Below are 19,668 nucleotides of genomic sequence, written 5' to 3'. Positions count from 1 at the left end.
AAAGAAATAATCTCTACTATACTTGACATTGTATAATCTTAGCTTGATAGCGATGGGGTAGCACCAACAAAACGCGAATTTTGTACGCTAAGGATTATCAGTTTATTGACAGAAAAATGGATAAAGGATATAATAATCTTAATATTACGTTTTTAAATTTGCGAGGTGCTATATGCTTAAAGATAAAAAAATGATTCGATTTGGTTTATGGTTATTTGTCTTTTTATCTGTAATTCAGTTTACCATTGGTTATATAAAAGGATATTATAGATCTTTTACAGGTAACGAATTATTAATTTCAGAAACTTGGAAAACATTATTATTAGATGTTCCTGAAGGAATACTTGTTATTCTAGGAGCAATTGCTTTATACCAATTTACAAAAAAAGAACCAAAAAAAACGGCATCTATATAGATGTCGTTTTTTTGATAGATTTTAAATATAGAAATTATCTAGTATATTGTCTTTCTCTTCTTTATTAATCCCAATATATTTAAGTGTAATTTGTGGTGTACTATGATTGAGTATTTCTTGTAACATAGCGACATCTTTTGTTTGCTTATAGGACTCACCATACATGCCCATCAAGCTAAGGTTGGTTTTCCTATGAACTTCCGTTCATGTTGCCTACATGCTTGATATTTTGTTTATTTGTTTTTAAAAATACGCATACCAAATAAACCTTGATAAGGTGTATTTTTAAAGATTATGCAGTTTTTTGCCTTAGATTGGATACAGTACACTGATAAACGACACCTAAAATATCAAAGACTGTCTTTTTCTCATATCGATGCGATTTCCGTCCGTTTTTCTGTAAGAGGTCAAACAGACGAAGGAAAATTTTAGATACTTCTTGGGTGTCTTGTTGTATAGCTTCATATACTAAGTACAGATGATCTTGAATCATATAAATTGCTTTATATTCACTTAATTCTTTTTGTTTTTTCTGTAGTAACAGCTGTCGCATTTTGAACATAGTGGAAGAACAAAGAAAAATAGCGATTAATTGTCCATAAAGATGACATTCTAGACGCTCTCTCTTAATATTGTGACAATGATTGATACCAAAAAGAGATTTCCATGTTTTAAATACAATCTCAATTTGCCAACGTAGAGGGGGTACGGAAACGATTCTGGGTATGAGGGGTCATTCTGGAAAAAAATTCAATAATAAAAGTCATAGGAACTATTACCTACGACTTTTTACTATTTAAAATTTCATTAATCTGGACAAATATCTAAAACATCATGAAAAAGAGCATATTCTACAGTCACCTGAGGGCCAAAGAAAGTTACACCCTCTGGGAATTTGAGATCCATAACAACCTCATTTACTTCTGCATAGGATAGTTCTGTATAATTTTTCGATGTTAAAGATTGAATGACTTGTTGTTCGAATTCCAATTGTTGAATCGTATAGGCCTGTGTGTTATCTCCATCTAAAGTGGACAGGAGTGACGTATCATCAGGACAGTCAACTGAAAATTCATGTTGAAAGTAAAACACGGGCGCCAACTTTGAAATTAATAAAGTACTGCTGTAGTCAACTTTTAAATTATCTTTTTTATATGGTTTAAAATCAAATATATATTTTTCTGCTGGCCAAATCACATTATTTTTAACAGATGTAGTAAGAATATTACTGTTGTTTGTGAATGATTGTAATTCTATTGGTAATTCAATTTTGCTTTCACATTTTAACAAATATGCATCTTTATCTTCATTTACATAAAATTGTTGTATTGCTCTTTTTACTAATTCATTCATGACTAAATCCCTTCTTTTAACTCATTATTAAATCATGCCCTCCAGATTTATCTGCAGGTTTCGTTTGATTCAAATTGAAATCTACCTCTCCTTGATGTTTCCCTTTACTATTAACTACTTCAAATCTTCCGTGTTGTGTATCTATAGCGTAATAAGTATCTGTTTTTTTATCATAATATACTTCTCTCTTGTTCATTTTAGTTCGTTTATTATCTTTTTTCCAACCTTTTTGATTTGCAACCTCCCGAGAAACTGTTTTTATTTCAGCAACTCTTTCGTTTACACTCATTTTTGCGATTTTTTTATCAAAGGCTGCTACATCAAAGGAGCCTTTTGGTACATTTTTCGTTACATTACCGAGATTCTTAGCCTTTTTCTCAAGATCACCAATCTTTCCAAAAACTTTACCAACAACTCGTGTTGTACCACCAGATACGACAGCCAGTGTCCCCCATGCATAATCTTCTGGACCATATTTTTGACCTGTTACTAAGTCTTCCCCTTTTATGAGTTGTCCAATTTCTTTTCCTGTACCAATTATAGGCGTAATACCCAATATGAAAGATAAATCTCCATCATTCTTACGATCATATACTCTAGATGAATCAGCACCTAAATCACGTAGTGCATTACTCAAATCAATATTTCCAATGTTTTTGGATGCTGCAGGTACATCAATTTTATGACTCGCAATTTTATTAGCAGAGTCCATAATATTATTGGCAGCATCTAATCCAGACATAATATCTGTATGTATTGTTGGAAATGCTTGTTGGGCTTCTGCAACATGCGTTGAGACACTATTAATTAGTCCATCATCCATTACTGCTTGTTTATGTAGTGATGCCCCAGCCTTCTGTACAGAATCACCAAATTTAAGGAAACTTTGATTTACAACACGTAAATCAGAAGCCATTTGTTTATATTCAGGTAATCTGCTTTTAAACCCTTCATGCATAGCTGTAACTTGCTGTCCATAGTCGCGAACACCGACTGCAAATTTTTCTATTTCACCTTTTGGTAATGTGCCAACCCATTTTTCCGCTGGTTCGATAAAAACCTTATTAATTGAGAGCGAGTAAGCTGTTGTCATATCCACAAACATTATCATGGCATCTGTTCCTGCTTCTGCAGTATCTACAAACCACTCCAACATTTGCTTTTTATAGGCTGTCATACTATTTTTATAATTCGTTAAATCATTCACAACGTTAGCTTTATCCTGCTGTACTAAATATTTACCTTCTTGAATTTGTTGAATAATATTATCTGAACCCTGATTCGCTTTATCGATAATCATAACACTATCTTTTAGTAGCATTAATTTATGGATTTTCCCAAAATCCTCATTCATCATCTCTAAAGTTGCGATAGTAGAATTGTATTTTTCTCTTACAGCTGAATCAGCTTCTTTTTCATTAAAAGTTTAGCAACCAAAATCCCCTTAAAAAAGTTGTATTCGGAATATTGTAACAAAATCAAAAAAAGACCCTACAAGAGGGTCTTTCATCAGCTAATATTAAGCTTTTTGAACATTAGTAGCTTGTAGGCCACGTTGTCCTTGTTCTACTTCAAACGTTACACTTTGTCCTTCGTCTAAAGATTTGTAACCGTCGATTTGGATAGCTGAGAAATGTACGAATACGTCTTCTCCACCTTCACGCTCGATGAATCCAAAACCTTTGTCTGCATTAAACCATTTTACTTTACCTTGTTCCATAATTGTTGCCTCCTAGTGTGGATATCCACACATATTGTTACTACCCTTGCTCAAATACCTTAGACGAAAAACAAAATTTATTCTTAATCTCAAACCGAACAAAAATAGGTCTTTCTTAAATTAACATACTTTCTAAAAAATAGCAAATTTCAAAAATAAATCCTTATAGTAATTAACCACTAATAGTGGTTGCTGGAGAAAAAGTCACTATGATAGTCATCACAGCAAGAAGTTGCCAAAGGATCTCGACAATATCATTGATTTGATTTTTTCAGACATTCAACAATTGATAAAATTAGCTATTTTCGAGTTAAATTTTACTTCTGATAACGAAAGTTATGTAAATAAGCTAATTTTTAATATTAGAGCAAACTCCTCCCCGAATGGAGAGGAGTTTGCTCTTTTCAACAATGCAAAAACAATTAAAATGCTTGTTTCTTATACTCACTAATGTACCTAAACAATAAAGTTGTCCCTGCTATATTAGACAGAATGCTGACTCCTAACATTACAGCCCATGCAATATTCTGAACTTTCATTGTCAAAGTTAACATGAGAAAGCACATGCCAACCGCAACAAACAAGAAACCTAAAAGTTTATTCATAATTTTACACCTCCCCTTTTTGTATTTTAACATTATAATGAAACGATATGTTATGTAATTTTGGGTATATATGGTATTTATGTTAAATTGACATAACGTCTCATTATTGATAGCAAGAAAAAAACGGATCCCTACTCTCATAAGGGATCCCCCTTCCTTTTTCTATAACTCTATTTTTATACGTTCCTACCGGCGGTGCATCCTCCTGCCCTCACCAGAATTTCCACCACGGCTTCTTCTCTTTCGCTGCAGCAACCTCATCCCGAAATTCTTGCATCATTCTCTTCGTTTCCTGCATCTCACGCAGTGTCTTCATAAGTGTCTCATCTCTTGCTTCCAATCGTTTTTCCACCCGCTCATTATGCGCTTCTACGCTCGCTTTAATTTCTTCATTACTCTGCTTCGCCTGGTCACTTAATCGCTTCTCCATTGCCAACATACCCTGTTTCATTTCTTGTGCCATAACGCCATACTGTTGCTGGAGTTGTTCTTGAATATGGAATGGGATTAGGTCTGTTTCCTTTGGCTCTTCTTTAATCAAATCTGGATTAACCTTTTCTATTTGCTGCGCAATCATCTTCGCTGCCTGCTCTAGCGTCATGCTTGCTCAGATCAATTAATTTCTCAATCACCATAATGTCACTGTCTGTGTATTAACGTCTACCACGATTATCCTTCTTTACTGCGAATCCTTCACGTGATAATACTTCCATGTACTTTCTAAGGGTGCTATCGGATATTCCTAGTCGTTTGTATACTTCACTAGCAGAATAAACAATTCCGTCCGTCATAACGTCACAACACCTCCTAGTGACAGTATTCCATGATGTTTTATAAATTCCTGCAAATAAAAAAACCGACTCATAAGAGTCAGTCTTTTAATTATTTTTTACTTAGCATTATCTCGTAGATCTTTGATGGACATTGGAATAGTTCTATATAGAAATACTGCTAATTGTTCACGCGTAATTGTACCGTCTGGATTAAAGTTATTATTACCTACACCACCAGTAATACCATTACTATATAAAATTTCTACGGCTTCATTAGCCCAGTGTCCTTGCATATCATTAAATTGATGATCAAACTTCTTGTTTAACCAAAAAGCGTTTACGAAAGTTTGAGCAAGTTCTGCTCGGGTTACGATTCTTTTTGGATTAAAATGACCATTAAATTCGTAAGAGAAAATTCCACTTTTATATCCTGCTGCAATTTCCTTTTTAAACATTGAATCATTTATATCATTGAAAGGAAGCGGCTGTGACATATCATAATCGGGAATTTCCACCGTTCTATATAAGAATGCCGCTAATTCTTCACGCGTTATTTTTTCTACAGATCCAAAATAACCATTGTGGTATCCCAACATTATATTGTGGTCAACCATGTAGTTAATTTCATTATATGCCCAATGCCAATCGGGCACATCTATAAATTTACTAGTTTGAGCGCTCGCTGCTTGTATTCCCTGATTTGTGATAGTACCCGATGTTTCAGCCATAGAGTTATTCGCAAAAAAAGTTGTACCGAATACTGCTGCACATACACCTGAAATTAATAATTTTTTCATTACTATTCTCTCCCCTTTATTTTAAACGTCAATAATAAAATTCCAACAATCATTATATAACCATTTTAAGATTAGTAAAAGAAGGAATTTTTTTATTTTTATTCCAATAATAAACCCATTAATAGAATTAAATAGCTTTAGCGATTTCAACAAGCAACCTCATAAATAACGGAATCATTTGGACTACAATCCGCACGACTGATTAGCGAGAATCCCCGTTCCTGGCTGCCTACCATAATGAACAAGCCGCATAACGCTACAACGGATGCATTTTATAATAATATGACGTTGAAATTTATCGATATTATTGGTGTAAAACAAAAAAATCATCTAATAGGGCGGATTCTCTTTATTTCGCATAATTATTATTATACTAATCTAAAGTTTCTATATTTACATTTTTTTCCTTTCATCTCATAATTTTAATTGGGGAAAGGGAGGGGAAAAATGGTTTAAATCAAAGTAACACCTGAAGTACTAGAAGACGTCGCTAATCGTGCAAATAATACCAGAATCGCATTAGAATCTATACATAATAATCTATGTAATGAAATAGATCGTTTATGTTTTCAATGGATTGGTGCCTCTAATCAACAATTCGTTCAAATTTTCAACGATGCGAGACCAAAAGCTTTTACATCTATCAATTCGATTATAAAAGTGGAAGAGGATTTGAAACGAATTGCCGAAAAATTCCGTACCGCAGATGCTTCATATGACGAAAATCTTGAAGAAGGAGCAATGTGTGGTCCGTTAAATAGTGAGAAAAATGATGGATCTTTACGTGATAAAGTTTGGCATGGCCTCAAAGAAACTTATGAGGATCTTAGTAAAGTAAAAAATTCCGATGAGTCTTTATATGATAAATTTAAACATGGTATCGATACAGCTTATAAAGATGTGAATAAAATAAAAGACACTATAGATGATGAAATCGAATCTGCTTTTGAAAAAGCTGGATTAGGTGTCCCCTATCACTTAAAAAAGGGAATAGGCGACGCTATAGGTGATGAATTATTAGGACTTGCAGATGCAGTTATCCATCCAATTGACACATTTAATAACAAGATTGAAGCCGTTTCTCACCCAGTCGAGACGTTCAATGCGATAAAACAAACAATTTCTGATTCTTGGAATCGTGATGTTACTAATGGTGACTCGTATAGTGGTGCAGAATGGTATGGAAGCGCGGCTGGTCATACTATATTGGCTGTTGGACAACTATTCGTAGGAACAAAAGGCGTGGATAAAATTGCAATGTTGAACCCTGGCACAAAATTAGCTGAGATTTCACGAACTGCTAATCAAAGCTTGCAAGACGCTGCATCCTTATTCAATCGTAATCACAATGAGTTTGCTTTAGCTGGTGGAAATAATATACGCTCTGTATTTGATACACCTGATTTTAGACAAGCTGAAGAAAAGCTATCGACCCATCAGTTTGCTAAAGGAGAAAATACCACTACTGTGAAACCCGGTGATAGCAGTTCACTTACTCCAGGAGGCGGACTAGCTGCACATGAAGCTAGAGGTGGGCATTTACTTGAACGACATGTAGGAAAAACGGATGAAGAACTATTACAAAGAATACAAAGTGATCCTAGAATAGCAGGTGCATCTACTTTTACTGATAGGGCATCAACTGAAAAAATAGCGGCTACCGTCTTGAATAACCCTCGTAATCAAGCACGCATTCAAAGTTGGTTAAATAGTCCAAGAGACAATAATTTAATTTTACGTTATCATGGTACTGAAATAATTGGACGAGGTGTAATAAGAGGTTCTATAACAGTTGAAGATATGTCAAATGCAAAAATTGTACTTAAGAAGGATAGAAATGGAAGTTTTATTTTAACTGGATATCCATCTTGATAATAGGAGGAAGATTATGTTATTAGAAGACAATTTCGATAATCTCGAAGATGATGAGGTATTTCAATTTCTAGCAGGTACTTTTCACCAAGATACTTTCTATGAAGAAGCGCTCCAAGAATTACTAGAAGAGGTATCAAAAGAGTATTTGCAAGATGCTGTTATTTTTCTAACTGAATTTATTCAAAGCGATTATAGTAATACAGAAAAAAATGAATACATACGGTATTCTGCAGATGGAATATATTTTGATGGGTTAGAAGTAACACCATTAGAATGGCTGGAACAAACAGTTAAAACGATAAAACAAGCATTAAAAAATAATTAGTAAAAATTGACCGCCCGTAATAGGCGGTCTTTTGTTCATATTACTTCACATACACATAGGCTTCATTTGCTGTTACATAGTATGTTTTCCCTTTGCTATTGTGTACTTTAAATTGTAGGGATCCATTGACGTTTATTTTTGTATCAATTGTGAAACCTAATCCTGCATCTACAGAACCCGCAACATCCTTATCCTGCCAAGATGGAGCATCGTAGAATCGTAGAATCGTAGATTGTTAACCTTTGAAACAACACGCTTCCCTACAATAGAAGAATCCACTGTGCTTTTCTTACTAAACTTCACATAAGATGGATCATTTTTAATCCATTGCTCACCGCCAAAATTTAACCAACCATCCTTTTCAGCCCATACAACATAAGCTTCTGGTTTGTTTAACTGACGAACCTTAGAATAGCTTGTACCAGGTCCTTTACGTAAGTTAACATTGTAACCTTCAATATACGCGATTCCGTCTGTTACAACTGTTGGAACTTCTGCTGGTTTAGATGGCTTTTCAGGTACAGAAATATCCACATTAGAATTATTGTATGCTCGTTGTACGTCTGCTCTAAATTGAGCTTCTGAAACGCCATGAGACTTTAAGTAATTAAGTGGATCTTCATGACCTGTACCACCCAGATATTTCGTCACATCGTAGTGAGTCCATAATCCTTTTTCTACTGACAATCCACGATCACGAAGGATTTTAGCCAATAACTTAACATATTTATCATAGCTGCGTTTAAATTTCTCATAATCGCTTGTTTCGCATAATTCTACATGAACAAATCGTTTATTAGCAGCAGGGCCACCGCCGTAAGCAATATACTTTGTATCCGCAATCTGATAGGAAGAAACTTGTTTAACTCTCCCTCATGGTAATCCCAAATTTAGTCTTGAAATTCTCTAAAACTCATTGTATTATATTTTTGTATTTTCTCAGTTCCCAAGCCGAGGAAACATCATCACTTCTGAAAAGAACCCGAACTCTATCGGGTTCTTTTTGTAAAATTAAAACCATCCATTGTTTTGTTTAAATAGGTTAATCTATCAATTATATTAAATCAATTAATTCGACTATTACATATTAACATTTAATACGTATACTATAGTAGATTGCTAGAAAGGAGGCGTAACCATGGATAGTTGCGTTGTGTTTGTAAATGGACAACCTTTTTTAGTTCTCTCAGTAGCTGGTATTGAAATTGCTAGATTGGAGATTTCTCTTCAAGTAGCATTAGCTCTTAGAGTACTTGGAATACCAATCTGCGATTAATTACCAAATCTAAAAAAGAGGGCATTAGCTCTCTTTTTTATTTCTCCTTTATCTTTCCTTAACAACAAACAAGACGCCACCCAGATTGCGGTAGCGCCTACGATAATTCCTATACACTTAATCAAAATCATATTTCCTCACATTATTTATTTCTTTGCTTCCATACCCCATTCTCTTTACGATAAGTATTCTTGCCATTCATGAAGTCAGCTGTATTACCAGGAATGCTATATTTCTTATTCTTTTTCTTAGCCTTCTTCTTCAGCCTTTTCTCTTCTTGAATAGCTTGCAGATCCGCCTTCCATTGTTTCAACAAATCCTTTTCACGCCGCATCGAATTAGTACCCCTTGGATTAAAATGTGAACCAACTAATTAGATTCTACCTATTTATATAGATATCCTTTAACCCAAATGTCCATTTTGTTCAATAAAAAAAGAACACTATAAAGTGCCCTAAGCTTCTGAGTATTAAATATACGACAATGCCCAGCCCGTTCTAATGGCGCAACATAAAAGAGCTTTATAGCGGAATATATATAGCTCTCGGAAAAGGAATAAGTTGGTTGGCATTGACTCGATATTGTATGTTTGGGAATTCCTTATGTGCAATAAAAAAAAGAGCCCTAAAAGGTGCTCGTCCGATACGATTATAAAGAATGAATACGTCGTGTTCATTTATTAGTATATGCTTGTCTCATTCAAAGTTTTACTGGTTTAATGTGTAATTTCTATCTAACAAAGAAAAAAGCACCCGTTATGGATGCTTTTTTTGTATTTAATCCTTCTTCTCCTTTACCACCAAAGAGAATACATTGTCCAAATTAACCATACGATCTCCAAATCTGAAGAATCTAGCTTCTCTTGCTTGTATAGAATTTTCTATAGCAGCAACTGTTACTGTCTTTTTATGCTCAATTTCAAATTCGTGTTGTTTACCATCGACTGCTTCTATACTTATTATAAATTTTTTCATTTACTTATCCCCCGCCTCTCCCAATCTATCTATTCGACAGAAAAGAAGAATATCCTACAAAACAAAAAGCCATCACCGAAAGGTGACAGCTCCTAAAGGGGAAGAGAGAAAACAAATGGCAAAGTTTCTCTTAGATCAAGGCTGAGTACTCGCAACCTTCTCCAAGCCACCGCATCATGTAATTTTTTAGCTCTTATTAGCTACGCACTTTACGTTCGGTGACTGAGAGAAGACTAAGAATAGTCCTCCCTATGAGAATTTGTCGTCCTGGTCAATACATCGGTTGTCGCTGACCTTAGCTGACAGTTGCCAAATTATAAAGGATTTATATCAAGACGTATGTGTTTCTTCCGACGCCTTGTTTGAACCAATACACTAAGGGGACGGAAGGGGAATATTTCCGCTGTATTGGCTCAAACAAAGAGTGGAACTCTTTGCCCTCGTTTTGGTCATTAATAAGAGTCGTGAATAATTACTAATGCATGAGATCACGTATACTGTTTTAGACTTTTAGAATGCAAGTGTCACTCAATCATGAGCAACCACCCCCATTCCATTTTCAAGACCGACATACTAGAGAGTAATAGACTTATATTTATTATCAACCCAGGGGACGCGTTCCGAGCTGATTGATAAATACAAATTAGAAACAGCATGACGAATGCGAGTTATCTCACACCCGCCACCCTGGAATATGTCATTATTAATCATTTAAGGGAATCTTACCACCCTTATGGCGAGATTCTTACCGCCCATGCCCGCCCTGCCGCGGTATACTTTAAGGTGTACTAATCCTCTTCGATATGCGGTTGTCAAAGGGCTTATACATATAATTTACCGTTATTTTCATTTGCAAAAACTCCCCAAAAAATATGCTATTTCTCTGCTTTTTCTCTGCCATTTTCAAATGATTCCTAATGTAGTAGCGATCAGTTTAATTGCACTCTTCTTCTCATAAAAGTATGAGTTTTTCATCATCAATTCGTTTTGTACGAATGAATCTTTAACTGGTTTGTTGTCTAAGAACTTCATAGTGATGATGTTTCTTTCATCCGCATCTAAGATATGTTCTAAAGTCTTCTCTATTTGGTTCACCTTTAATTCGCTTACTCTTCTTGAATTTCATATCTCTGGAAACAGAATGATCCCTTCTTGTTCCACTTCATTATTGAATCGCATCTTTAATGCACGGTATTCCTTTAAGATGCTGACTACTTCCTTTTGCACTTTCTTGTCATCGATTGCTGGTAATAAAGTTAATTGTTCCATGAAGGAATCCCCCTATTTCGAATTTTGGTTTTTACATTCACATCAGGTACGTGAAATTTTACTATCTCTTTGTTGAATAAGAGAAACATGCATAGCGAGTATCCCCACCATCCCCCCTACATAGTTCCGTTATCCATTAAGCATTTAATAATTTACGTTTCTTCTTTGCCATCTTCTCTTTTGCTACTTCAATGTTATTTGCTACCTTCTTATGGTCCTGATCAAATTGAATCATGCCGTCAAACATAACTGGAGTTACTGCTTCGTCTACATATTGTAAGTAATCCACTGGCGCTCGTTCCGTCTGTTCTACTAAGTACCCATAAATATCAAAGTCCACCCTCGGTATAGACTTCTTACCTTTTGGTTGATGCGATATCCTTACGTAAGATTGAATGACTGATAGTGGTACTGCGAATACTGACTTGTCCTTGCTAAATTCAATAAGGAAGAAGCAAATTGCTCCCATCTTCTTTGCTTTCTCCAGGCAATCTAATTGATGCTGTGCAATGTTCTTTAAATCAAATCGTGTAGGATTCTCTGTGGACTTCGCTTCAAATGCTATAGCTCGCCCTTTATACACGCCATCATAATCTACTGTACTTTTAGCTTCATAGTAACCACTTAGTACACGACCACCTTTACTTATTAACACCTTCACAGGAGTCGGACGCTTGTTTATAAGTGCCACTCCCCCTCTTTGATATATTTCATTCGCTAGATTGATAAGCTTTTCAAAAGCCATACCACGGTTTCCTTGTCCCATTGTTATTCCTTGCTTTCTACTTTAATTGAATATGCAATATTTCGTATTTTCTTATTATAATACTCCTTTATTAATCATTATTTTCTATCACACCATTGATATTCATTGATAAATCAACATTTGTAATTTAATTCCTGATGTTTAATCTCGCTAAAATACATTGAATTTATATATCAAAATAATTGTATTGGAATTTCTTGTTCTACACATCTATACGTATTTTATGTATTATATAGCAGAAGAGTAAGGTAAGAGTTACTCTTTGCCATTTTAGGAAAGGTCCTGTTGGAGACAACGGGGCCTTTTTTCGTAAAAGGATTATTTTGTTTGAATTCTCATAAAACACTTTTTAAATTCCTCAACATTGGAAATAGCTATATAATAAAAAAGATTAAATGTTAGGAGTGCTATAAATGTCTGATATGATTAAACTCTGTATTGTAATAGCCGTTGCCTTATTTTTAATGTTTTCGATAATATCAGAGTTTAAGAAACCTCAAAAAGATATGTTTTGGTTCTCAATTGACGTAATGTTTCTCCTTGCAGCTTTTTTACTAATAAAAGACTATATCGTCAAACATTTAACGTAATCGACTGAATAAAACCCAATATTCCGTCAATAATATAGATAGGCGATGGCCAGAACTCATTTAATGAAGTCCCTAACCTTTCTCCTTTCCCCCTGTTGGAGAACCAGCCAAGCAGTTAGTTTTTGCTAGCTGCTCTTTTATTTATGAAAAAATATAAAATTCTTTATAATGATTCTTCTTTATTTCTCAATATAAAGAGCCTTGGATTTCTTTTAACAATCTTGTAGTATATGAACAAAGAGTAAGGTAAGAGTTACTCTTTGCCATTTTAGGAAGGTCCTGTTGGAGACAACAGGGCCTTTTTACATATAGAGATAGTTTTGTTTAATTCTTCACCATTAACCGCAAAAACATCTTATAATCGTTATATAATAAATTAATTAATGGATTAGGAGTAGATCAAATGCCAGTTACACTAGAACTTATTCTTTTCATTCTTCTAGCAATTTGTGCTATTGGCTATTTAGTAAAAGAATTTCAAAAAACTAGAAAAAGAACACTTGGAATTTTCCTAGAATTCTTGGTTCTTTTCTGGTCAATATGGAGAATATCGACTATCATAATCTGATTTATAAAACATGAAATCCTTCGAATAAAAATCAATATTATGTCCATAATGTTGATAGGCTGTATGCCAAAATCCATTTAGTTTTCTCTGTATCTCCTTGTATTGAGCAGTTAGCTTTTGCTAGCTGCTCTTTGTTTGTAAAAAAGCACTCAATTGACAAGAAACACATATAATATTCTGTGTTCCTTTCTATATGAAATAAGTTAGTCTTTACAAACGGATGATCTCGTCACGAGAGCACTTTATTAAGTGCTCTTTTCGTATTTCAAATACATACAAAATGAAATTTTTACCATTAAGATAATTATTAAATATTTTACGCTCATACATTATAATGGAATAGTTATTGTATATTGGCAGTAAGAGGAGGGACCTGATTAAGGGCTTCTCTTTTTTTATAAAATAGGATTATTGCAATCTCCCTCTGTATATTTTCTTGATCTGCGTTTCAGTGAATCCCTTGTACACAGCGAACAATTCAGGGAACTGGCTTAAACACATGTCAATAATTGTGTCATCTGTAGTTCTAATAAAGAAGTACTTAACTTCACCCATGTAATCGTTGTGTAGGTAATAACTCCTAATCTCGTAATGGCAGCCATTAGCTTCCAAGACTTCATACAGCTTGATCTTTGTTTCATCTATATCAAATATCGATAACTGCCCTTCGTTTTCTCTTACATTCTGAAACTGTAATTTTTGTTCTTCATCTAATTCAAATTTCACATTTGCTTCTACAACCATCATTCATCCCCCTCAGCTATGAAAATAGCGTTTTTGTTTAAGATAATAGCTCTAGATTAATTGGACATATTTACCGATTTATTCACCACTAAATCCATGTTAAAATCTCTTGTGAGTACGACATAGCTCAATTTTATGAAGCCCAGTAACATTTTCTGCGGGGCTTCTTTTTTCAACAAGCCCTTAGTTAACTGTGCTGACTACCTTGATTTACAAAATCACTTTTTTAATACATTTATGAAACATTCACGTGCTATCTTCATTATGCCCCTAATATTATATATACTTAATATATGGATATATGTTATAATTCCTTTGTGAAACATCATGTGTTTCAAATACAACATTTTCTTGATGACCTCTTATCTTTCCGTAAGAGGTCTTTTTTTCAAATAACTATTTTGTTTAAATTTACCTTAATTCACATTAAGTTTTCTTAACATTCGAATTAATGACTGTATAATATAATTAAACTATTTGTATGAGAGGTGATTATTATGAACTGGAAACAAAAATACAATCCAAAGTATCTCTTTTACCGCATGTATAGCTATATTTATAAAGCCCTTGATGATATATCATGGTCCTTAAAATAATTGAGATTGTTATGAGTACACATTTGCTGTGTGCTCTTTCCACAGTTCCAAAAACAATCCTTAACTTTGTTTTACATGTCATAGCGCTATGCCTCCTAATCCAAATTCATGATTTCCTCTAAAGTTCTATCCGAAATATAAGTATTAATGATTTGTATCCTTTCGTATTTCTTTTTAGCCATTTCTATAGCCTCGCTCTCGGACTTCGCCTCAAACCAACGAAGCTTCCACTTTTCGTCTTTGTCGTAAAACTCTACTGAGTACGTCATAACGCTATTACGCTTCAAAAATTTGTCCACGGTACTTGTTGCTGTGTAATTAAAACTTCTCACAACATCCTCTAGTGTTAGTTGTTTCATGCCCCCAGCCCCATCGGACGCGATTTAATGATATTTTTATCTGCCTAATCCATAATCAAAGCGGCAATTTCTAATTGATGTCTTCCCAACTCTTTTGCAATTTCAAGGATTCCTTTGCCTTCCTTCCACATTTCTTGCAATCGAATCACTTCGATCTCATCAAATACCAGGTCCCACTCTTCTAAAGCGATATACAAGTTACGACGCGATTTCTTCATGTACTTCCTCTGCTGCAACGCCATCATATAATTTTCCTTTTCCAAATCCGTTCCAAGTCTTGGCATCCCAATTCCCCTCCAGTTGCAATTGATGAATCTCTCTTAACTCCGCCATAACAGCATGACGCTTTCTATCCACTTCTTCAGGACTGCGATTCCCCGCTTCGCAAATACATGGTCCAAACTGATACATACCCATTCCAATGCTGTTATGAATTACTCCCGTCCCGTTACACGCACACATCTCAAATCCCCCTTTTAAAATGGCAATGCTTTTCTTCTGTAATCCTTTGTATCTTTGAAAACTAGCGCCCTGAATTTATTGAAGATACGTGATACAATCCGTTCATCGTATGCGCCCTCTAAACGCACTCCTGAAAGGTTTGTCGTAAAGATAGTGGATTTACCTTGCCTTCCATCGAAAACATCGAATAATACCCTGTTAATGAAGTTTGTTGCTTTTGTATTGGCATCTAATGCGCCTAATTCTGCTCCCAAATCATCGACTATCAATACTTCTGCTCTTACTAAACTTCGTATAATTGCATCCTCAGTTAATGTAGAATCTTTATTGAATGTACTTTTAATCTTCCGTAGCAATTCACCAACTGTGACGAAGACAAATGACTTACCTGCTCCAGCAAGCTGATCCGCTATAGCGTAAGCAAGATGTGTTTTCCCCGCTCCGCAATTCCCGGCCATAATCGTGTTAAACACTTTCCCGTTGAGATAATCAGTTGCGATTACCTTTGAGAGCTCAAGGTTCTTTGCTCCTTCATCGCTAGTAGGTTGGTAATTATCAAAATTAGCTTTCTTGATGTTGCTATCAGCGATCATACTTTGTTGGTGGAACATGAATTTCTTCTCATTCGCCTTATCTGCATCGTATTTCGCTTGTTCCTGTTGCTGAAGCTTCCTACTATCGTTTTCAAGGAAACAGCGAGGGCAAACAACTTGCCCACCGAACTTCATCTTATTCATGCCATGCGTATCACACACATCAGAATCCATAGTCATATTCACCTTTTTGGCTATATCGGTTGGTATTGCTGCCGCTGCTCTCTGCATTGTTTTTCGCTCCTTTTTTAGAATTCATTTGGATTGTTAACTGGTCGAACTTTTCACGTAGCTTTTTAGGAGATAAAATGTTTCCTTGCCAGAATGGATCAGCTTGGCACCAATCAATAACATCCTTAATCTCTTGTAATTCACGGTTATCCTTTTCGCGCATTAATCTAAAGTCGTTAGCCCAAGAATCGAAGTTAGGTTCTTTTTGTTTAGGGTTATTACCCTTAATTTTTTCGAATAGATAATTAGCCCCGTTGGTGTCGCAGGTTTCAAACTTGTGACGGGAATGCTTTTCTTTCTTCTTTTTATCTTTTTCTTTATCTATATCTAATTCTTTATCTTCTTCTATATCTGTTGCGTTGCGTCACGTGACGTCACGCAAGCGTCACTTTCTTCACCCTTATCTTCCAGTGCTAATTGCTGTTGTTTCTTGCGTTCGCGGTACTTTTTGTTTCGTTCTGCATTCAATTGTTTTACGCGTTCTAATCCATCAATGTTCTGATGCTTCTCCCAGTTCGAGATGCATATGTACTGATCATCTGTTACATCAATCATTCCGAACTGTTTAAATGTTTGTAGTGCCAGTCTTACAGTTGCTATCGGTCTATTAAAAAGTGTAGAAAGCATTTCTTCTGTAAAAGGAATGTTTTCACTCAAGAAAATGTAACCATTGGCATTCGTTCTACCTGCTTGAGACAACAATTTAATCCAAATAATTAGTAGTGTGTCTGCCTCTGGTAAGCTTTCAATCAACCGAATCTTTTCATCTTCAAACATACTAGATGAAGTAAAAGCGTACGAAGAAAGTTTAAAAAAATAACATTTGAACAAGTTTTCAATACGGATAGCATTAAAATTAAGATGATTTTAGTTGGAGGGAAGCACTCAAAAGAGTGCTTTTAGTTTGTTCTCAGACATAAATAAAATTAGGGGTGATGTGTGTGAAGAAGAGATTTATGGGGATATTATTGGCTGCTATATGTCTTATATTCACAGGTTGTTCAGCGAATATGAAATATGTAGAACATGAAACTAAGGAAAAATTAGAAGATAGTCCGTTAGGCCCATATATTGAAAAAGTCGATTATAAAGCTGATAAAAAGGAAGACGATACCACGCCAGTAAACATCCAAATACATGTAGATGAAAGATTCTCCGACTTATCAACTATGGAAAAATATGAAGTTTTGAACAATACATTTGAAAAGATAATGGGATCTTTTAATTCTGTTTCTTGCGGTGAAAATAATTCATGCCGTTACCAGAAACTCAAAGTATTCTATGACGACGATATATATGTTATGGACATTTTTGACGACATACTTATTATTAATGATTTTGAAAAGTATACAAAAAGCGATTATAAGTCAGATATGAATACAGAAAGAGAAAAGAAAGAAAGAGAGTACGCCAATAAGGATAATACGCTTAATTCAAATAATACATCGCAAAATAACGGACAATATGCAAGTAACGGAATAAGCTATACGGTCATATTCGACTTTATGAAACTACAATATAACATCCTAACAAATAACGATGAAAACTACATACCTGAAGTCCATGATCCTAAGGTTGCTGAAATAGCTGCTAAACGTTTCGGAATTACAGCTAAAGAAGCTGGATACATTTACGAGAAAGTACAGATGGATACTTTTAATTAAAATATAGATTTTGTTCACTTTTACGATACATTTATGAAACATTCGTATGTTACGTTATAAAAGTCCTTTTTTTGAATCATTTTCATTCTGTCAAAAAGCCCTAGTCCCCTCTAGGGCTTTTTACGTTTAAATAAAGAAATGTACCGTATTTCTCAATGCACAACATTACTTAACATGGTAAAATAATATTTGGATGGGAGTCCAATACATATTATTAAAATTAAAGTGGTTCAAGTCGGAGAAAGGCACCTTAGGGTGTCTTTTCTTTATGGAAAAATCCCTACACAAAGTGCAGGGATTTTCATGCTACGAATATATAAAACTGATTATTTAATATATAACGAAGTGCGCCACGTATCTCTTGGATAATTTATTGAAGTCTTTTGATATTCAAAAGTCCCTTCTTGATGATTTGATGCGTCCCATTTATATTCCCAACCTACAATAGGATTACCACCAATTATTTGTGAACCAATACTTTTCACATCAAATCCATTCATTTTGGCAAAAGGAAACTGGCCATATCCTATTTCTTTTGTGTAAACATATAAGTAACTTCCCCCATGATCTTTAGTTGTACTAAAACTATTAGGAGTAATGTATTCAACTCCACCCAATTGTGATTCCACTTTTACTACACTTAAAGAAGTTAGAGGTGCTGCTGGTCCTGCTGATGCCTCCGATGCCATTCCTAACCCAACTACCGCTGCCACCGCTAATGATGATATCCCTAATGTAACTTTTTTAAACATATAAACATCCCCTTGTTTTTTAATAAGTACAAGTTTGATATTAGCAGGATTTCATAAGAATATTCTTTATTTTGGAAACGTTAACAAATTCTACTTTTTTCAATATGCAATTTAGCATATTGATTGACATACAAAATAATCCATCCACTACTTTCAATATAAAAACTATTTTCAAATTTAATACTATTAACTCACTAAATTCTCATTAAAAGACTGGTCGTCTATACAATAGTTTAGTAAAATGTAGGTATCTTTTAAGAAGGAAAAGCTAATATAGATCGACTAAATAATGTAAAGAAAATGTTTTATTGTATAAAAAAAGCTCCATTTCTGGAGCGCTCAAAAAATAATATAAGTAAATGAATTAAAACAAATAACAGACAATTAAACTATATAGATAAAACATAAATAAATCTATATATACTCAATATTACATATAAAACCCTATTTATTGAAGCTATAATAATCTTACTCGATGATTGTTATATTTTGTTATGGTTTTTAAGTAATAAAATACCTTCTTAACACCCATTGTACAAGGAAAAGAAGACATCGATTAAGATGTCTTCTTTTCTTATATGATAACAACACAATAAAATTAAGATGGTTCAAGTCGGAGGAAGGTACCTTTTTGTGTCTTTTCTTTATTTTCAAAAGGACCTGCTCAATTCATTCTTCAAAATATAAGGTAAAGTGAACCCATTAAACGTATGGAATGAACCCTAGTTTTACCCTCTGATCTAAAGGAGGCACTATTATTATGGGATATGGTGGTAGTTGCGGCGAAGGCTGCGGTTTCGCTGGAGGATTTGCTTTATTAGTTGTATTATTTATTTTATTAATCATAGTTGGAGCTAGCTGTTTCTGCTAAACAAACTATCGGAAAAGACACTCTTATATGATATTATCCCCTTAAGGTAGACAGTGTAAAAAGACCATGAACAAACATGGATGTTACACT

Annotated in this window: 20 protein-coding genes and 7 pseudogenes; 7 read left to right on the top strand and 20 right to left on the bottom strand. The window is 34.4% G+C overall.

Going from position 1 to position 19,668, the window contains the following annotated elements:
• The first annotated feature begins 172 nt into the window (after positions 1–172).
• Positions 173–415, top strand: coding sequence for a DUF3937 family protein (locus tag CER22_RS32400; protein ID WP_088610648.1), 243 nt, complete (start codon positions 173–175; stop codon positions 413–415).
• Positions 416–436: 21 nt separating this feature from the next.
• On the opposite strand, the pseudogene CER22_RS32395 reads toward CER22_RS32400, so the two are convergent.
• The 8 genes and pseudogenes from CER22_RS32395 to CER22_RS32360 all read right to left on the bottom strand — a co-directional run.
• Positions 437–565: pseudogene (locus tag CER22_RS32395) on the bottom strand (tyrosine-type recombinase/integrase); the annotation flags it as partial.
• Between the two features lie 142 nt (positions 566–707).
• Positions 708–1,115, bottom strand: a pseudogene (locus CER22_RS32390) (transposase); the annotation flags it as partial.
• A 107-nt stretch (positions 1,116–1,222) separates the two neighbouring features.
• The gene (locus CER22_RS32385) at positions 1,223–1,768 is read right to left on the bottom strand and encodes a hypothetical protein (RefSeq protein ID WP_002115074.1); all 546 of its coding nucleotides are present in this window, start codon (positions 1,766–1,768) and stop codon (positions 1,223–1,225) included.
• A 16-nt stretch (positions 1,769–1,784) separates the two neighbouring features.
• Positions 1,785–2,504, bottom strand: a pseudogene (locus CER22_RS32380) (pre-toxin TG domain-containing protein); the annotation flags it as partial.
• 783 nt (positions 2,505–3,287) lie between these two features.
• Positions 3,288–3,488 (bottom strand): cold-shock protein, encoded by a 201-nt coding sequence (locus CER22_RS32375; protein ID WP_000434817.1) that lies wholly within the window; start codon positions 3,486–3,488, stop codon positions 3,288–3,290.
• A gap of 422 nt (positions 3,489–3,910) precedes the next feature.
• The gene (locus tag CER22_RS32370) at positions 3,911–4,093 is read right to left on the bottom strand and encodes a hypothetical protein (RefSeq protein ID WP_088064963.1); all 183 of its coding nucleotides are present in this window, start codon (positions 4,091–4,093) and stop codon (positions 3,911–3,913) included.
• A 211-nt stretch (positions 4,094–4,304) separates the two neighbouring features.
• Positions 4,305–4,884: pseudogene (locus CER22_RS32365) on the bottom strand (DUF3967 domain-containing protein).
• Between the two features lie 98 nt (positions 4,885–4,982).
• Positions 4,983–5,663 (bottom strand): S-layer homology domain-containing protein, encoded by a 681-nt coding sequence (locus CER22_RS32360; RefSeq protein WP_088610647.1) that lies wholly within the window; start codon positions 5,661–5,663, stop codon positions 4,983–4,985.
• Between the two features lie 456 nt (positions 5,664–6,119).
• Between CER22_RS32360 and CER22_RS32355 the strand changes: the two genes are divergently transcribed.
• Entirely contained in the window at positions 6,120–7,535 is a 1,416-nt protein-coding gene (locus tag CER22_RS32355; RefSeq protein WP_256943793.1) for a WXG100 family type VII secretion target, read from the top strand.
• Positions 7,536–7,551: 16 nt separating this feature from the next.
• Positions 7,552–7,863: a contact-dependent growth inhibition system immunity protein gene (locus CER22_RS32350; protein WP_000923399.1), complete on the top strand. Its 312-nt coding sequence runs from the start codon at positions 7,552–7,554 to the stop codon at positions 7,861–7,863.
• A gap of 40 nt (positions 7,864–7,903) precedes the next feature.
• Here CER22_RS32350 and CER22_RS32885 read toward each other — a convergent pair.
• A pseudogene (locus tag CER22_RS32885) lies at positions 7,904–8,709 on the bottom strand (N-acetylmuramoyl-L-alanine amidase); the annotation flags it as partial.
• Between the two features lie 292 nt (positions 8,710–9,001).
• On the opposite strand from CER22_RS32885, the gene CER22_RS32340 reads away from it, so the two are divergent.
• Positions 9,002–9,139 (top strand): DUF3956 domain-containing protein, encoded by a 138-nt coding sequence (locus CER22_RS32340; RefSeq protein WP_000376554.1) that lies wholly within the window; start codon positions 9,002–9,004, stop codon positions 9,137–9,139.
• A gap of 142 nt (positions 9,140–9,281) precedes the next feature.
• Here the strand turns inward: CER22_RS32340 and CER22_RS32335 are convergent, their stop codons facing one another.
• The 4 genes and pseudogenes from CER22_RS32335 to CER22_RS32315 all read right to left on the bottom strand — a co-directional run bounded on the left by CER22_RS32335 (position 9,282) and on the right by CER22_RS32315 (position 12,148).
• A complete protein-coding gene (locus CER22_RS32335; RefSeq protein ID WP_074603283.1) occupies positions 9,282–9,473 on the bottom strand; it encodes a hypothetical protein in 192 nt (63 codons plus the stop codon).
• Between the two features lie 442 nt (positions 9,474–9,915).
• Positions 9,916–10,113, bottom strand: a complete 198-nt coding sequence (locus CER22_RS32330) for a hypothetical protein (protein WP_016119215.1) — start codon at positions 10,111–10,113, stop codon at positions 9,916–9,918.
• A 903-nt stretch (positions 10,114–11,016) separates the two neighbouring features.
• Positions 11,017–11,382 (bottom strand): annotated as a pseudogene (locus tag CER22_RS34075) (ArpU family phage packaging/lysis transcriptional regulator).
• Between the two features lie 136 nt (positions 11,383–11,518).
• A complete protein-coding gene (locus tag CER22_RS32315; RefSeq protein ID WP_088610644.1) occupies positions 11,519–12,148 on the bottom strand; it encodes a Holliday junction resolvase RecU in 630 nt (209 codons plus the stop codon).
• A 413-nt stretch (positions 12,149–12,561) separates the two neighbouring features.
• Between CER22_RS32315 and CER22_RS33535 the strand changes: the two genes are divergently transcribed.
• Positions 12,562–12,738 (top strand): hypothetical protein, encoded by a 177-nt coding sequence (locus CER22_RS33535; RefSeq protein WP_170962667.1) that lies wholly within the window; start codon positions 12,562–12,564, stop codon positions 12,736–12,738.
• Between the two features lie 976 nt (positions 12,739–13,714).
• On the opposite strand, the gene CER22_RS32305 is transcribed toward CER22_RS33535, so the two are convergent.
• The 6 genes and pseudogenes from CER22_RS32305 to CER22_RS32280 all read right to left on the bottom strand — a co-directional run bounded on the left by CER22_RS32305 (position 13,715) and on the right by CER22_RS32280 (position 17,068).
• Complete coding sequence (locus CER22_RS32305; protein ID WP_088123271.1) at positions 13,715–13,960, bottom strand: hypothetical protein; 246 nt, start codon at positions 13,958–13,960, stop codon at positions 13,715–13,717.
• Positions 13,961–14,741: 781 nt separating this feature from the next.
• Positions 14,742–15,005, bottom strand: a complete 264-nt coding sequence (locus CER22_RS32300; protein WP_088064959.1) for a hypothetical protein — start codon at positions 15,003–15,005, stop codon at positions 14,742–14,744.
• 44 nt (positions 15,006–15,049) lie between these two features.
• Entirely contained in the window at positions 15,050–15,247 is a 198-nt protein-coding gene (locus CER22_RS32295) for a helix-turn-helix domain containing protein (protein ID WP_088123234.1), read from the bottom strand.
• The gene (locus CER22_RS32290; RefSeq protein WP_088064957.1) at positions 15,204–15,467 is read right to left on the bottom strand and encodes a hypothetical protein; all 264 of its coding nucleotides are present in this window, start codon (positions 15,465–15,467) and stop codon (positions 15,204–15,206) included. The genes CER22_RS32295 and CER22_RS32290 overlap by 44 nt, the downstream gene beginning before the upstream one ends.
• Positions 15,468–15,481: 14 nt before the next feature.
• Positions 15,482–16,240 carry an ATP-binding protein gene (locus CER22_RS32285; RefSeq protein WP_088610649.1) on the bottom strand — a complete coding sequence of 253 codons (759 nt, stop codon included), beginning with the start codon at positions 16,238–16,240 and terminating at the stop codon, positions 15,482–15,484.
• Positions 16,224–17,068: pseudogene (locus CER22_RS32280) on the bottom strand (phage replisome organizer N-terminal domain-containing protein). Before CER22_RS32280 ends, CER22_RS32285 begins: the two are co-directional and overlap by 17 nt.
• Positions 17,069–17,226: 158 nt before the next feature.
• On the opposite strand from CER22_RS32280, the gene CER22_RS32275 reads away from it, so the two are divergent.
• Complete coding sequence (locus tag CER22_RS32275; RefSeq protein ID WP_256943792.1) at positions 17,227–17,955, top strand: hypothetical protein; 729 nt, start codon at positions 17,227–17,229, stop codon at positions 17,953–17,955.
• Positions 17,956–18,281: 326 nt separating this feature from the next.
• Here the strand turns inward: CER22_RS32275 and CER22_RS32265 are convergent, their stop codons facing one another.
• The gene (locus tag CER22_RS32265; RefSeq protein ID WP_002167259.1) at positions 18,282–18,707 is read right to left on the bottom strand and encodes a DUF4879 domain-containing protein; all 426 of its coding nucleotides are present in this window, start codon (positions 18,705–18,707) and stop codon (positions 18,282–18,284) included.
• Positions 18,708–19,467: 760 nt separating this feature from the next.
• On the opposite strand from CER22_RS32265, the gene CER22_RS32255 reads away from it, so the two are divergent.
• Complete coding sequence (locus CER22_RS32255) at positions 19,468–19,578, top strand: YjcZ family sporulation protein (protein WP_000540373.1); 111 nt, start codon at positions 19,468–19,470, stop codon at positions 19,576–19,578.
• Positions 19,579–19,668 lie beyond the last annotated feature (90 nt).

This window comes from Bacillus sp. K2I17, assembly GCF_002209985.1.
GTDB classification, from domain to species: domain Bacteria; phylum Bacillota; class Bacilli; order Bacillales; family Bacillaceae_G; genus Bacillus_A; species Bacillus_A wiedmannii.
Note: the sequence above shows the minus strand (reverse complement) of the source record. Positions and strands in the feature narration are given on the sequence as shown.

Excerpts from the sequence above, each read along its gene's own strand:
- CER22_RS32400 (WP_088610648.1), top strand. The coding sequence starts at position 173 with ATGCTTAAAGATAAAAAAATGATTCGATTTGGTTTATGGTTATTTGTC.
- CER22_RS32385 (WP_002115074.1), bottom strand. The coding sequence starts at position 1,768 with ATGAATGAATTAGTAAAAAGAGCAATACAACAATTTTATGTAAATGAA.
- CER22_RS32375 (WP_000434817.1), bottom strand. The coding sequence starts at position 3,488 with ATGGAACAAGGTAAAGTAAAATGGTTTAATGCAGACAAAGGTTTTGGA.
- CER22_RS32370 (WP_088064963.1), bottom strand. The coding sequence starts at position 4,093 with ATGAATAAACTTTTAGGTTTCTTGTTTGTTGCGGTTGGCATGTGCTTT.
- CER22_RS32360 (WP_088610647.1), bottom strand. The coding sequence starts at position 5,663 with ATGAAAAAATTATTAATTTCAGGTGTATGTGCAGCAGTATTCGGTACA.
- CER22_RS32350 (WP_000923399.1), top strand. The coding sequence starts at position 7,552 with ATGTTATTAGAAGACAATTTCGATAATCTCGAAGATGATGAGGTATTT.
- CER22_RS32340 (WP_000376554.1), top strand. The coding sequence starts at position 9,002 with ATGGATAGTTGCGTTGTGTTTGTAAATGGACAACCTTTTTTAGTTCTC.
- CER22_RS32335 (WP_074603283.1), bottom strand. The coding sequence starts at position 9,473 with ATGCGGCGTGAAAAGGATTTGTTGAAACAATGGAAGGCGGATCTGCAA.
- CER22_RS32330 (WP_016119215.1), bottom strand. The coding sequence starts at position 10,113 with ATGAAAAAATTTATAATAAGTATAGAAGCAGTCGATGGTAAACAACAC.
- CER22_RS32315 (WP_088610644.1), bottom strand. The coding sequence starts at position 12,148 with ATGGGACAAGGAAACCGTGGTATGGCTTTTGAAAAGCTTATCAATCTA.
- CER22_RS33535 (WP_170962667.1), top strand. The coding sequence starts at position 12,562 with ATGTCTGATATGATTAAACTCTGTATTGTAATAGCCGTTGCCTTATTT.
- CER22_RS32300 (WP_088064959.1), bottom strand. The coding sequence starts at position 15,005 with ATGAAACAACTAACACTAGAGGATGTTGTGAGAAGTTTTAATTACACA.
- CER22_RS32295 (WP_088123234.1), bottom strand. The coding sequence starts at position 15,247 with ATGGCGTTGCAGCAGAGGAAGTACATGAAGAAATCGCGTCGTAACTTG.
- CER22_RS32290 (WP_088064957.1), bottom strand. The coding sequence starts at position 15,467 with ATGTGTGCGTGTAACGGGACGGGAGTAATTCATAACAGCATTGGAATG.
- CER22_RS32285 (WP_088610649.1), bottom strand. The coding sequence starts at position 16,240 with ATGACTATGGATTCTGATGTGTGTGATACGCATGGCATGAATAAGATG.
- CER22_RS32275 (WP_256943792.1), top strand. The coding sequence starts at position 17,227 with ATGTGTGTGAAGAAGAGATTTATGGGGATATTATTGGCTGCTATATGT.
- CER22_RS32265 (WP_002167259.1), bottom strand. The coding sequence starts at position 18,707 with ATGTTTAAAAAAGTTACATTAGGGATATCATCATTAGCGGTGGCAGCG.
- CER22_RS32255 (WP_000540373.1), top strand. The coding sequence starts at position 19,468 with ATGGGATATGGTGGTAGTTGCGGCGAAGGCTGCGGTTTCGCTGGAGGA.